11 protein-coding genes are annotated in these 12,678 nt (G+C 65.4%); all 11 read left to right on the plus strand.

What is annotated here, in order from left to right; translation table 11 throughout:
• Nucleotide 1: 1 nt before the first annotated feature.
• A complete protein-coding gene (locus OSH12_RS05405; protein WP_266342502.1) occupies nt 2-1,030 on the plus strand; it encodes an ABC transporter permease in 1,029 nt (342 codons plus the stop codon).
• Nucleotides 1,030-1,932 (plus strand): ABC transporter permease, encoded by a 903-nt coding sequence (locus OSH12_RS05410; protein ID WP_266342503.1) that lies wholly within the window; start codon nt 1,030-1,032, stop codon nt 1,930-1,932. The genes OSH12_RS05405 and OSH12_RS05410 overlap by 1 nt, the downstream gene beginning before the upstream one ends.
• Nucleotides 1,919-3,793, plus strand: coding sequence for a dipeptide ABC transporter ATP-binding protein (locus OSH12_RS05415; protein WP_266342504.1), 1,875 nt, complete (start codon nt 1,919-1,921; stop codon nt 3,791-3,793). Before OSH12_RS05410 ends, OSH12_RS05415 begins: the two co-directional genes overlap by 14 nt.
• Nucleotides 3,790-5,403: a GMC family oxidoreductase gene (locus tag OSH12_RS05420; RefSeq protein ID WP_266342505.1), complete on the plus strand. Its 1,614-nt coding sequence runs from the start codon at nt 3,790-3,792 to the stop codon at nt 5,401-5,403. The genes OSH12_RS05415 and OSH12_RS05420 overlap by 4 nt, the downstream gene beginning before the upstream one ends.
• The gene (locus tag OSH12_RS05425; protein ID WP_266342506.1) at nt 5,400-5,825 is read left to right on the plus strand and encodes a hypothetical protein; all 426 of its coding nucleotides are present in this window, start codon (nt 5,400-5,402) and stop codon (nt 5,823-5,825) included. Before OSH12_RS05420 ends, OSH12_RS05425 begins: the two co-directional genes overlap by 4 nt.
• Nucleotides 5,822-6,595, plus strand: a complete 774-nt coding sequence (locus tag OSH12_RS05430) for an SDR family NAD(P)-dependent oxidoreductase (protein ID WP_266342507.1) — start codon at nt 5,822-5,824, stop codon at nt 6,593-6,595. Before OSH12_RS05425 ends, OSH12_RS05430 begins: the two co-directional genes overlap by 4 nt.
• A 13-nt stretch (nt 6,596-6,608) precedes the next feature.
• Nucleotides 6,609-8,237, plus strand: a complete 1,629-nt coding sequence (locus OSH12_RS05435; protein WP_266342508.1) for a GMC family oxidoreductase — start codon at nt 6,609-6,611, stop codon at nt 8,235-8,237.
• 71 nt (nt 8,238-8,308) lie between these two features.
• On the plus strand, nt 8,309-9,055 hold the full coding sequence (locus tag OSH12_RS05440) for an electron transfer flavoprotein subunit beta/FixA family protein (RefSeq protein ID WP_266342509.1): 747 nt from the start codon (nt 8,309-8,311) through the stop codon (nt 9,053-9,055).
• A 2-nt stretch (nt 9,056-9,057) separates the two neighbouring features.
• On the plus strand, nt 9,058-9,993 hold the full coding sequence (locus OSH12_RS05445) for an electron transfer flavoprotein subunit alpha/FixB family protein (RefSeq protein WP_266342510.1): 936 nt from the start codon (nt 9,058-9,060) through the stop codon (nt 9,991-9,993).
• Complete coding sequence (locus tag OSH12_RS05450) at nt 9,990-10,787, plus strand: enoyl-CoA hydratase-related protein (RefSeq protein ID WP_266342511.1); 798 nt, start codon at nt 9,990-9,992, stop codon at nt 10,785-10,787. Before OSH12_RS05445 ends, OSH12_RS05450 begins: the two co-directional genes overlap by 4 nt.
• A gap of 232 nt (nt 10,788-11,019) precedes the next feature.
• On the plus strand, nt 11,020-12,672 hold the full coding sequence (locus OSH12_RS05455; protein ID WP_266342512.1) for an ABC transporter substrate-binding protein: 1,653 nt from the start codon (nt 11,020-11,022) through the stop codon (nt 12,670-12,672).
• Nucleotides 12,673-12,678 lie beyond the last annotated feature (6 nt).

The following is a 12,678-nucleotide window of genomic DNA, read 5'->3' on the forward strand; positions in this document are numbered from 1 at the left end:
CGTGTTGTTTCGATATATCTCCAAGCGCTTCGCTGTCGGGCTGATCCAGCTCATCGGGCTGACGATTGCGGTGTTCTTCCTGATCCGCCTGTTGCCCGCCGATCCCGTCTCTCGTCTCGTCGGCATGAATTCGAGCGCCGAGGCCTATGCGCAGGCCGCCAAGCAGCTCGGCGTCGACCGGCCGCTTCTGGCGCAGCTTGCCACCTATCTCGGTTTTCAACCGGACATCGCGCCCGGATTGCTGCAGGGTTCGCTCGGCGTCTCCTGGGTCACCGGCACTCCGGTCACCACTGAGATCGCCGCCTATCTTCCTGTCACCATCGAGTTGGTGACGCTGAGCTTCATCCTGGCGCTGGCCGTCGCCGTGCCGATTGGCATGTTCGGCGCGCTCAATCCCGGCGGCAAGGCGGACAAGGGCGTCTTCGTCTATTCGCTGTTCGCCGGCTCGCAGCCAGAATTCTGGTGGGGCCTGCTGTTCGTCTACCTGTTCTTCTTCCAGCTCGGCATTGCCCCGGCGCCGCTTGGCCGTCTGTCGCCGATGTCGAGCCCGCCGGATGTCGTCACCGGTTTCATGACCATCGATGCGCTGATCGCGGGCCAGTTCGATATCTTCGTCGAGGCGCTGCATCACCTGATGCTGCCGGTCTTCACCATGGCCTTTATCCTCTCCGGTCCGATCATCAAGATGGTCCGGCAGAACATGGCCCGCGCGCTGCAGTCCGACTTCGTGCTCTACGCCAATTGCGCCGGCCTGCCGAGGGCGCGCGTCGCCCGCTATGCGCTGCGCGCCGCCATGGCGCCGTCGATGACGCTGATCGGCATCCTCTACGGCTTCATGCTGAGCGGCGCGGTGCTGACGGAGAGCGTCTTCTCGCTCGGCGGCATCGGCCAATACGCGATCAGCGCCGTGCTCAACTACGACTATCCCGCGATCCAGGCCGTCGTTCTGGTGATTACCGCCATCTCGCTCGTCGTTTATCTCGCGCTGGATCTGATCCACGCCGCGATCGACCCCCGGATTGCCTATTGATGTCCAGCCAGCACGCTCTCTCCCAGTCAGACCTTCTGCCGCGCCGACGTCGCGACTGGCTGTTCGGCCTCGGCCTGACGATCGTCATCATCGTCGTCGCGCTCGCTGTCGTCGGACCCTATATCGGGCCCTATGACCCCACGCTGACGACGCCCAATGTATCGGTGCCGCCGCCGTCGCTTTCCGAGATCCCCGGCCTGTTCAGTGCCTGGATCTCCGGCACGCTCGAAGCGCCGCCGAACTGGATGGGCACGGATGCCTCCGGCTTCGACGTTTTCTCCCGCGTCATCGCCGCGCCGCGCACCGATCTCGTCATCGCGCTGGTCGCCAACGGTCTTTCGCTGCTGCTGGGTGTCTTCCTCGGCCTGATCGCGGGCTATTACCGCAACACGGCGACCGAGCTGATGATGCGCGTCTCCGACGTCATGCAATCCTTCCCGGTGTTCATCTCGGCGATGGTGCTGGTGGCGCTGGCCGGGCGTTCGACCACCAACATCGTCATCGCGCTCGCCTTCGTCTACACGCCGATCTATGTCCGCCTGACCCGTGCCGAGGTGATGAGCCAGAAGGTGCGCGGCTTCGTCGAGGCGGCGCGGGCGCTCGGCAATACCGAGCTCAGCATCGCCATCCGCCACGTCCTGCCCAATTCGCTGACGCCGGCGCTGATTCAGGCCTCCGTCACCATCGGCTTCGCCATCCTGCTCACCGCCGGCCTCTCCTTCGTCGGCGCCGGCGTGCGTCCGCCCACCCCGGAATGGGGACTGATGATCTCGACGGGCGCGAACCAGATCATCCTGGGCGAATGGTGGCCGTCCGTCTTCCCCGGCATTGCGATTTCCCTGACCGTGTTCGGCTTCGCCGTGCTCGGCAACGCCCTGGAGCGCCGCTATGACGCGTCTTGAGGCTGCCGCCCTTCAGGCCTCTTCGATGATCGAGCCGACCACCGCGCGAACCGTTCTCTCGGTCGAGAACCTCGTTGTCGGCTATCCCGTCGATGGCCGCATGATCAAGCCGGTCGACGGGCTCTCCTTCAAGGTGCGCGAGCGCGAGGTGGTCGGGCTGATCGGCGATGCCGGCAGCGGCAAGTCGACCGCCGCACTGGCGCTGCTCGGTCTCGCTCGTGCGCCCGGTAAGATCCTGGGCGGCAAGGTCGAGTTCGACGGCCGTGACCTGCTCAAGCTTCCCGACGCCGAGATCCGCGCAATTCGGGGCCGCGACATCGGAATCATCGTGCAGAACCCGCGTTCCTCGCTCAATCCGATGCTCCGGATCGGCAAGCAGATCGGCTATGCCTATCAGGCGCACAACGCTGCTTCGGGACAGCAACTGCGGCGCAAGGCGATCGACATGCTGCGCATGGTCGGCATCAACGATCCCGAGCGCCGGGCCGATTCCTACGCGCATGAGCTTTCCGGCGGCATGGCGCAACGCGCGCTGATCGCCATGGCGCTGTCGTCGAAGCCGAAGCTGCTGATCGCCGACGAGCCGACCAGCGGCCTCGACGTGACGATCCAGGCGCAGTTCCTCGACGAGATGTGGAACACGGTGCAGCAGACGGGGTCGGCCATCCTGCTGATCACCCAGGAGCTCGGCACGCTCGCCAATTACTGCGACCGCGTGCTGGTGCTGCATGAGGGACGGATCGTCGAGGACGCGCCGGTGCGCGAATTCTTCGCCAATCCGCAGCATCCCTACAGCCAGCAGATCCTGAAGCTGCAGCGCGAGCGGGGCTCGTCGCTGGGCCTGGAATTGCCGGAAGGTGGCGTCAAGCCGCTGCTCCAGACAAGGGACCTGCGCAAGACCTTCGCGGTCCAGCATACCAAGAAGACGATCCAGGCCGTCGACAAGGTCTCGCTTTCCATCGGGCGGGGCGAGACGCTCGGCCTGGTCGGCGAGAGCGGCTCCGGCAAGACCACGGTCGGCCGCTGCCTGCTGCGCCTGCTCGAACCCACCTCCGGATCCGTCGTCTTCGACGGCGAGGATCTGGTGAAGCTGCCGCCGAACGACATGCGGCGCTATCGCTCCAAATTGCAGATCGTCTTCCAGGATCCGTTCGACAGCCTCAATCCGCGCTGGACGATCCGCCGGATCCTGTGCGAGCCGCTCGACCTGCATTCGAACCTCTCGGCGGCTGACAAGAACAAGCGGGCCGAAGAGCTCATCGATCTCGTCGACCTCGATCGAACCCTGCTCGACCGCAAGCCGCGCGGCCTCGGCGCCGGAGCGCTCCAGCGCATCAACATCGCCCGGGCGCTTGCCTGCAATCCCGAGTTCATCGTGCTCGACGAGCCGACCTCGGTGCTGTCGCCGCGCGCCCGTGTCGGGCTGATCGAACTGCTGGTCCGCCTGCAGAAGGAACTCGGCATCAGCTATCTGTTCATCAGCCATGACCTGACCACGGTCCGCTATCTCTGCCACAAGGTCTCGGTCATGTATCTCGGCCAGATCGTCGAGACCGGCACGGTCGAGCAGGTGTTCTCCCGCCCGCAGCATCCCTATTCGCAGGCGCTTCTCTCCGCGCATCTGTTCCCCGATCCGACCAATCGCCGCGTCGACAAGGTCATTCCCGCGGCGCTCGAGGGCGAGATCCCGAGCCCGATCGACCTGCCGATCGGCTGCTATCTGGCCTCGCGCTGCCCGCATGTCGTGGAGGCCTGCCGGTCGACACCGCAGACGCTGGAACCTGTCGATACCGGCCAGGAGGTGCGCTGCTGGCGCGCAGCCGCCGGCGAGATCACCGCATTCAAAGGAGCGCACGCATGACCGAGACCATCGATGACGTCGTCATCGTCGGCGCGGGCGCGAGCGGCGCGGCCGTGGCCTGGCGTCTGGCGCGCGCGGGCCTGAAGGTTACCTGCCTCGAGCAGGGCGACTGGGTGCGCTATGACGAGGTGCCGAGCTTCCGTACCGATTGGGAAGTGGCGCGCCAGACCAGCCACCACCCTAATCCGAACGTGCGTCAGAACCCCGTCGATTATCCCGTCGATGACAGCGAGGCGGCGATCAAGCCGTTCCTCTACAATGCGGTCGGCGGCTCGACCATTCTCTGGGGCGCGCATTTCCCACGCTTCCGCCCGTCCGACTTCCGGGTGAAAACGCTCGACGGCGTCGGCGACGACTGGCCGATCTCCTACGAGGATCTCGCGCCCTACTACGAAGAAAACGACCGGATGATGGGCGTTTCCGGCATGGCTGGCGACCCCGGCAATCCGCCGCGCCTCGCCCGCCAGATGCCGCCGCTGCCGCTGGGTCGGGGCGGCGAACGCATGGCCGGCGCTTTCGACCGGCTCGGCTGGCACTGGTGGCCCTGCGATGTCGCGATCAACTCGAAGCCCTATGGCGAGGGACGTGGCGGCTGCAACAATTGCGGCCCGTGCGACCTCGGCTGCCCGAGCGGCGCGCGCTCCTCGTCCGACGTCACCTACTGGCCGCAGGCGATCCGGGCCGGGGCGAAGCTGGTCACCGGCGCACGCGTCTTCGAGATCGAGACCGACAACCAGGGCCGCGCCACGGGCGTTGCCTATTACGACCGCGACGGCATCGCCCGCCGCCACAAGGCGCATGTCGTGACGCTCGCCGCCAACGGCCTCGGCACGGCGCGGCTGATGCTTCTGTCGAAATCGAAGCGCTTTCCGAACGGCATCGCCAACGACACGGACCTCGTCGGCCGCCGCCTCATGCATCACCCGACGGGCATGGTGACCGGCACCTTCGACGAGGCGATCGACGGCTATGCCGGACCGTTCGCCGTGTCGATCCTTTGCCAGCATTTCTATGAGACGGATGCCGCGCGCGGTTTCGTTCGCGGCTATCAGATGCAGCTCGTGCGCTCCAATGGTCCCGTCGGCACGGCAGTTGGTGGCTACCTGCCGCGCGTGCCCTGGGGCGAGCGCCATCACGAGACGTTCCGCAACACCTTTGCCCGTACGGCAAGCCTGACGGTGACGACGGAAGACCTGCCGCGCCTTGACAACCGCGTCACGCTGTCCGACACGCTCGCCGACCGTTGGGGAATTCCCGCGCCAAAGATGACCTACAGCCTCGACCAGAACACAAGGGACATGATCGAGCACGGCATCGGCAGCGCCACGCGTGCCTTCGAGGAAGCCGGGGCCGTCGCGGTCCGGGCCGAACGGCTGGTCGTCAATGCCGGTTTCCATCTGCTCGGCACCGCCTGCATGGGCTCGGACCCGGACGCCAGCGTCGTCGACGGCGATTGCCGCGCCCATGGCGTGCCCAATCTGATGATCGTCGATGGCGCCGTCTTCACGACCTCGGCGGCGCTGAACCCAACGCCGACAATCCAGGCCCTGGCGCTCCGGGCGGCGGATCGCCTGATCGCGGCGCGCCGCGGCGTCGAGGTGGCGGCATGAGCGCGCCCCTGACCCACCTGCTCGATATCCTGATTCCCGGCGACGGCACCTTTCCGCGGCCAAGCCAGCTCGATCTGGCTGAAGCCATGACGATCCACGAGCGCTTTGGCGCCATGGCTGCCCGCATGGTCGAGGCGCTTCCGGCCACCTTCGACGCGATGCCGAAGGACGAGCAGGTGGAAAGCATCCGGCACATCGAGGCCGACGCTGCTTCGACCTTCGACCCGTTCATGGTGGCGCTCTACAGCCTCTATTACGTTCATCCGCAGGTGCTCGCCGCTGTCGAGGAAACCTCGGGCTATGCGGCGCGCGCCCCGCAGCCGGACGGGTATTCGCTCAAACCCTTTGATCCCGCGATCCTTGCCATCCCCGCCGCGCGCGGACCGCAATATCGCGACGCCGGCACGGGAAGCTCCACATGATCCGCGATACAGGCCGCCATTCCGGCAAGAGCGTCCTCGTCACCGGAGGCGCCAGCGGCATCGGCCTCGGCATCGTCGAGCGTTTTCTGGGCGAGGGAGCTTCGGTTGCGGTGCTCGATCTTGCCAAGGTCGAGCGCGAGGGTGTTGGCGACCGCTTCCTGAGCCTTGTCGGCGACGCCACCGACGAGAAGACCGTCGACCATGCCGTCGCCAAGACGGCGGCGACATTCGGCGGCCTCGACGTGATGGTCTGCAATGCAGGCGTCATCGCCGTCGGCCCCGTCGTCGACATGACGCTCGCCGAATGGCAGCGGGTGGTCGGCATCAATGTCGACAGCGTGTTCCTCGGCTCGCGCGCCGCGGCGCGCCAGATGATCGCGCAGGGCCGTGGCGGAGTCATCATCAATGCCGCCTCTGGCGCCGGCCGGCGCGGCGTGCCGAACCTCTCGCATTACTGCGCCTCGAAGGCGGCGATCATCATGCTGACGCAGTCGCTGGCGGTGGAACTCGCCCCGCACAGGATCCGCGCCAACACCTATGTGCCCGGACATATCGAGACGCCGTTCTGGGGCGAAATTGCTTCCGGCTTCGCCAAGGTCACGGGCAAGTCGCCGGATGCGGTAATTGAAGGGTTTCGCGCCACCGTCCCGTGGGGGCGTTTCGGAACGCCCGACGATGTCGCCGCCACCGTCTCCTGGCTTGCCAGCGACGATGCGGAATATGTCAGCGGCCAGGCCATCGCCATGAACGGCGCCGAATTTCCTTTCTGAGCAGGCGAGCGGAATGACCGAGAGCTTCGACTACATCATCGTGGGCGCCGGATCCGCCGGCTGCGTACTGGCCAACCGGCTTTCGGAAGACGGCCGCCATTCCGTGCTGCTGCTGGAGGCGGGCGGCAAGGACAGCAATCCGCTGATCAAGGTGCCGATGGTTTCCGGCCTGATCTATTTCTGGAAGTCGATCAACTGGAACTACGCGACGACGCCGCAGCCACACCTCGAAGGCCGCGCGATCAACTGGCCGCGCGGAAAAGTGCTGGGCGGTTCGTCCTCGATCAACGGCATGATGTATATGCGCGGCCACCGCGCCGACTATGACGGGTGGGGCAATCGGGGTCTGCCGGGTTGGAGCTATGCCGACATCCTTCCCTATTTCCGCCGCTCGGAAGGCCATCTGGAACGTTCGGCCGATGCCTATCATGGCACCGGGGGGCCGCTGGCCGTCATCAAGGCCAAGGGCGAGAATCCGCTCTATGGCGAATTCCTGAAGGCGGGAATTGGCGAGGGATTCGTCGCCAACGACGATTTCAACGGACCCGACCAAGAAGGCCTCGGCCTCTATGATTTCAACATCCGCAACGGCCGGCGCGAAAGCACGGCGACGGCCTTTCTTCGACCAGCGCGGGGGCGCGCGAACCTGACCGTCTGGACCCGGGCGCTGGCGACCAAAATCGTCCTTGAGAATGGCCGCGCCACCGGACTGGAGCTTTCACGCGACGGACAGGCCATGTCCGTTTCGGCAAAGCGCGAGGTGATCCTGTCGGGCGGCGCCATCAACTCGCCGCAACTGCTGCAGCTTTCGGGCATCGGTGATCCGGCGGCTCTGAAGCACGTTGGCATCGAGCCGCGTGTCGACAACCCGGAGGTCGGCCGCAATCTGCAGGATCATCTTGGCGTCTATCTGAAATATCGCTGCAAGGAGCCGATCACCCTCTATTCGATGTTCCGGCCCGACCGCGCCGCCTTGGCCGGCCTGCAGGCCCTGCTGTTCGGCAAGGGGCCGGCGACGTCGATCCCGCTCGAAGCCGGCGGTTTCCTGAAGACCCGGCCCGAACTCGACATTCCCGACATCCACATCACCTTCGTCCCCGGCCTCAATCTGGAGACGACGCGGGCGGGCCAGGGGCAGCACGGCTATCTGATCAATTTCTACCAGCTCCGGCCGGAAAGCCGGGGCGAAGTCCGGATCGCCAGCGCCGATCCGACCCAGCCGCCAACCATCGATCCCAACTATCTCGACGCCAGCGCCGACCGCCGGTGCATGCGCGACGGCGTCCGTCTTGCCCAGCGGATCGGCGCCAATCCGGTCCTCGCCCGCCACGATGCCGGCGCGATTTCCCCGCTGGCGGCCGACCTTGCCGATGACGATGCCATCGACGCCTGGGTGCGGGCCGGCGCCAACACGATCTTCCATCCCGTCGGCACCTGCCGCATGGGCGGCGACGAACGCTCGGTGGTCGATGCCGAGTTGAAGGTGCGCGGCGTCATGGGCCTTCGCGTCGTCGATGCTTCGGTGATGCCGACCCTCATCGGTGGCAACACCTCGGCTCCCACCATGATGATCGCCGAAAAGGCGGCCGACATGATCCTGGGCCGCCAGCCCTTGCCGCGCGAGACGCGCATCCCGGCCTGAGGCCGCATCGCCCTCTCGCGCACCGGGCGTCGGGAGGGCCCATTTCCTCCGCAGAAGATGGATTGCATGCCATGAAGATCATCGTGCCCGTGAAGCGGGTGGTCGACGCCAACATCAAGATCCGGGTCAAGCCCGATGGGTCGGGCGTCGAGCTTGCCAATGTGAAGATGGCGATGAACCCGTTCGACGAGATCGCCGTCGAGGAAGCGCTTCGGCTAAAGGAAGCCGGCAAAGCGACGGAAATCATCGTCGTGTCGATCGGTAGCGCGACATGCGCCGAAACGATCCGCACCGCACTCGCCATGGGTGCCGATCGCGGCATCCTGGTAAAGGCGGAAGGCCGGATCGAGCCGCTCGCCGTCGCCAAGCTGCTGAAGGCGATCGTCGCGAAGGAGGAGCCCGGCCTCGTCATCCTCGGCAAACAGGCGATCGATGACGACAGCAACCAGACAGGCCAGATGCTGGCGGCGCTGCTCGACTGGCCGCAGGGCACGTTTGCCTCCAGGGTCGCCGTCGATGGTGAGCACGTCGAGGTGACGCGCGAAGTCGATGGCGGCCTGCAGACGGTGCGGCTGGCGCTCCCCGCCGTGGTCACGACCGACCTGCGCCTGAACGAACCCCGCTATGCTTCGCTGCCCAACATCATGAAGGCGAAGAAGAAACCGCTCGACGAGACCACGTCGGAAGCGCTCGGCGTCGATGCCACGCCGCGGCTGGAAGTGGTGGCGACGCGCGAACCCTCGGGACGCCAGGCCGGCATCAAGGTCGCCTCGGCGGCCGAACTCGTGGCAAAACTCAAGACGGCAGGAGTCCTCTGACCATGGCAACGCTTCTCATCGCCGACCATGACGGCGCAAAGCTGGGCGACGCGACGGCGAAGGCGCTGACGGCGGCAGCCCTTGTCGGCCACCCCGTCGACATTCTCGTCGCCGGAGAGAATGTCCACGCCATTGCCGAGGCGGCAGCCCGGCTTGACGGCGTCGCCAAGGTGCTCGTTGCCGATGGCGCCACGCTCGCAAACCTGTTGGCCGAGCCGCTGGCCGAGCTTGTCGTCGGACTTGCCGATCGCTACGCGGTCATCGCCGCCCCGGCTTCGTCCGCGATGAAGAACGCTCTGCCGCGCGTCGCGGCCAAGCTCGACGTCATGCAGATTTCGGAAGTGACCGCCGTCGTGGCGCCCGACACCTTCGAGCGACCGATCTATGCCGGCAACGCCATCGAGACGGTGCGCTCGCGCGAGCCGAAGCTGGTCATGACCATTCGGGGCGCCGCTTTCACCGCGACCGCGAGCGGCGACGCCTCAGCCCCGATCGAGGCCATCACCGCACCCGGCGCGAGCGCGGCATCCCAATTTCTGGGCGCGGATCTCACGACGTCGACCCGGCCGGAACTTGGTTCCGCGCGGATCATCGTCTCGGGGGGGCGTGCGCTCGGCTCGGCGGAAAAATTCGACGCCGTCCTCGCGCCCCTGGCGGACAAGCTTGGCGCTGCTGTCGGCGCCTCGCGCGCGGCGGTCGATTCCGGCTATGCGCCGAACGATCTGCAGGTCGGCCAGACGGGCAAGGTCGTGGCGCCCGAACTCTATATTGCGCTCGGCATCTCCGGCGCGATCCAGCATCTCGCCGGCATGAAGGATTCCAAAATCATCGTCGCCGTAAACAAAGATCCGGATGCACCGATCTTCCAGATCGCCGATTATGGTCTGGAAGAAGACCTGTTCACGGCGGTGCCGGCGATGTTGGAAGCGTTGAAATGACGGATGAACGCAGCTTCGCCGGCGGCCAGCTTTGCCTGATCGGGCAGGGGCCGGTCGTGACCCTGGAACTCAGGCAGCCGGAGAAGCACAACGCCGTCTCGTCCGCCATGTGGCAGGCGCTGCCGGAGGCGGTGGCGGCGATCGAAGCGGATGAGGCCATCCGAGTCGTGCTGGTGCGTGGCGCGGGAGGGCGGGCCTTCAGCGCCGGCGCCGATATCACCGAATTTGCCAGCGTCTATTCCGATGCGGGCAGGACGGAAGCCTACAATGCGGCGGTGCGGGCAGGGCAGGCGGCGCTTCGCCATCTTGCCCGTCCGGTGATCGCCGTCATTGACGGCGTCTGCGTGGGCGGGGGCTGCGGTATCGCGCTTGCTTGCGATCTGCGCTTCGCTTCGACGGCCGCGCGCTTCGCCATCACGCCGGCCCGGCTCGGCCTCGCCTACAGCTATGCCGACACGGCGCAGCTGGTGGAGAAGGTCGGCCCGGCGCGGGCCAAGGACATTTTGTTCTCCGGCCGCATGCTGCCGGCGGAGGAAGCGCTCGCCATCGGCCTGATCGACCGCATGATCGCGCCGGACGAGCTGAACGGCGTCGTCAGCGCCTATGCGCAAGATCTGGCGCTGCTGTCGCAAACCTCCATCCGCGCCGCCAAAGCCATCGTCAACATGCTGGTCGATGACGGTGCCGCGACACCGAATGAGGCGGCGCAAATCGCCGACGCCAGCTTCACCGGCCCGGATTTCCAGGAAGGGTTTCGCGCTTTCAGCGAGAAGCGCAAGCCGAACTTCCGCTGAGCGCGGATGCGATCCGTTTGGGCGACAGTCGATCCTCGCTACAGGACGCGGGACGCGCGCGCCCGACGTGGCCCGACGGGGCGTCTGGGCAGGCGGGACAGCTGGTTCGCGGGTTGACAAAGACATTTGTCCGGACAAATACTTGACTCCAATGAGGTAAGGCTGTGTCCGTCGGATGGCGTTCCGTCTGGGTTGCTGGCTTGAAATCTCGATAAAACCAGAGGGAAGCTTCATGACACGCACGTCCGGATTCTGTGCGCGCGCCTCCGTTTCGGCGTTGCTCTCCGTGGGTCTTTGGCTATCGGCGAGCGCACTGGTCGCCGCTCAGGACCTATCCCCGGTTCCGATCATCAAGGCGGTGCCCTCGGTTCCCCAACAGCTCGACCACCAGACGAAATACGAGGGTGAGACCTCCAGCTTCATCGCCAACGAGCAGGCTTCCTCGCTGCTGCAGTTCGATGTCTCCGAGCTGTCGAATGGCGGTTGTGGCCAGATGCCCAACGTCCAGACCAATCTGCGGCCGAACTTGGCGGAATCCTGGAGCGTTGATCCGGATGGCAAGTTCATCGAGTTCAAGCTGCGCCAGGGCGTCAAAAGTTCTTTCGGCAACGAGATGACCGCCGAGGACGTCAAATGGAGTCTCGATCGCGGCCTGAAGCAGTCGAGCGTCCTGCGCTTCCTCGCCTTCGACATGAATTCCTATCGCAAGGATGACCCGGTCGAGATCGTCGATCCGAAGACCATCCGCGTCCATGTCGACAAGACGACGATCTTCGACCTCGTGATCTTCCACTGGAGCCAGTTCCAGATCTACGACAGCAAGGAAGTGTTGAGCCACGCGACCGCGGAGGATCCGCTGGCTGCGGTTTGGCTCGCCAAGAATTCCGCCGATTTCGGTCCGTGGGTGATCACCGAGCAGGGCTTTGTCCCCGGCAATCGCATAACCATGTTGCCGAACCCGAATTTTTGGGACACCGCCCATCGCGGCAATGGCAATAGCCTCATCGTGCTGGGCGTGCCGGAAAGCGCTACCCGCTCGCAGCTCTTGCGCAGCGGCGAGATCGACTTCGCCGCTCTGCTGCCGTTCCAGGAATATGCCGAGCTGAAGGACAGCGACACGGTCGATGTCGTCAATTGCGTCAGCGGCGCGCGCGACACCCTGCTTCTGAACTACAAGGACGAACGGCTGGCCAACCCGCTGGTACGGCAGGCGATTTCCTATGCGATCGATCGCAATGCCCTCGTGCAGGGTGTGTTCAAGGGCTTCGGTAAGCCGGCCGTTTCCGGCATCCACGCCGATTACGGCGTCGAGGGTCTGAAGCCCTACATCGGCTATGATCTCGACAAGGCGAAGAAGCTGATGGCCGAAGCCGGCTATGCCGATGGTTTCGCGATCAAGCTGACGATCAGCCCGACCCGTCCTGGCTCGCATGCCGAACAGGAGGCCGTGTTCCTTGCGGATATGCTGCGCCAGATCGGTATCGCCGCCGAGATCGAGCTCGTCGCCAGCGGCAGCACCTTCTCCGAGCGCTTCTTCAAGGGCGACTATGACGCCATGCTCTATCTCGAGCTGCCGGCCTTCGCCGACCCGTTCTACAGCCTCAACCTGATGAACCATGGCAGCTCGTTCCAGAACTCGTTCAAATACGCCAACAAGCGTTACGACGAGCTGGTCACCGAGGGCCTGCACCTCAAGGCCGAGGACACGGCGCGCCGGCAGGCGATCCTCGTCGAGCTGTCCGAGATCATGGCCGAGAACCCGCCGCAGATTTACCTGGTCGATACGGGCATCCCGCTTGCCCGCAGCAAGAAGGTCGCGGGCTGGGAAATCCAGCTGCACAATGGAGGCAACATCACCGCCTACAAGCTGAAGAAGACCGAGTAGACGCGG

This window comes from Kaistia terrae (assembly GCF_026344005.1).
Taxonomy (GTDB): Bacteria; Pseudomonadota; Alphaproteobacteria; order Rhizobiales; family Kaistiaceae; genus Kaistia; species Kaistia terrae.

Bases quoted from the DNA above. Each gene is read 5' to 3' on its own strand.
- OSH12_RS05430 (WP_266342507.1), top strand. From the start codon at position 5,822: ATGATCCGCGATACAGGCCGCCATTCCGGCAAGAGCGTCCTCGTCACC.
- OSH12_RS05440 (WP_266342509.1), top strand. From the start codon at position 8,309: ATGAAGATCATCGTGCCCGTGAAGCGGGTGGTCGACGCCAACATCAAG.
- OSH12_RS05420 (WP_266342505.1), top strand. From the start codon at position 3,790: ATGACCGAGACCATCGATGACGTCGTCATCGTCGGCGCGGGCGCGAGC.
- OSH12_RS05415 (WP_266342504.1), top strand. From the start codon at position 1,919: ATGACGCGTCTTGAGGCTGCCGCCCTTCAGGCCTCTTCGATGATCGAG.
- OSH12_RS05425 (WP_266342506.1), top strand. From the start codon at position 5,400: ATGAGCGCGCCCCTGACCCACCTGCTCGATATCCTGATTCCCGGCGAC.
- OSH12_RS05450 (WP_266342511.1), top strand. From the start codon at position 9,990: ATGACGGATGAACGCAGCTTCGCCGGCGGCCAGCTTTGCCTGATCGGG.
- OSH12_RS05410 (WP_266342503.1), top strand. From the start codon at position 1,030: ATGTCCAGCCAGCACGCTCTCTCCCAGTCAGACCTTCTGCCGCGCCGA.
- OSH12_RS05455 (WP_266342512.1), top strand. From the start codon at position 11,020: ATGACACGCACGTCCGGATTCTGTGCGCGCGCCTCCGTTTCGGCGTTG.
- OSH12_RS05445 (WP_266342510.1), top strand. From the start codon at position 9,058: ATGGCAACGCTTCTCATCGCCGACCATGACGGCGCAAAGCTGGGCGAC.
- OSH12_RS05435 (WP_266342508.1), top strand. From the start codon at position 6,609: ATGACCGAGAGCTTCGACTACATCATCGTGGGCGCCGGATCCGCCGGC.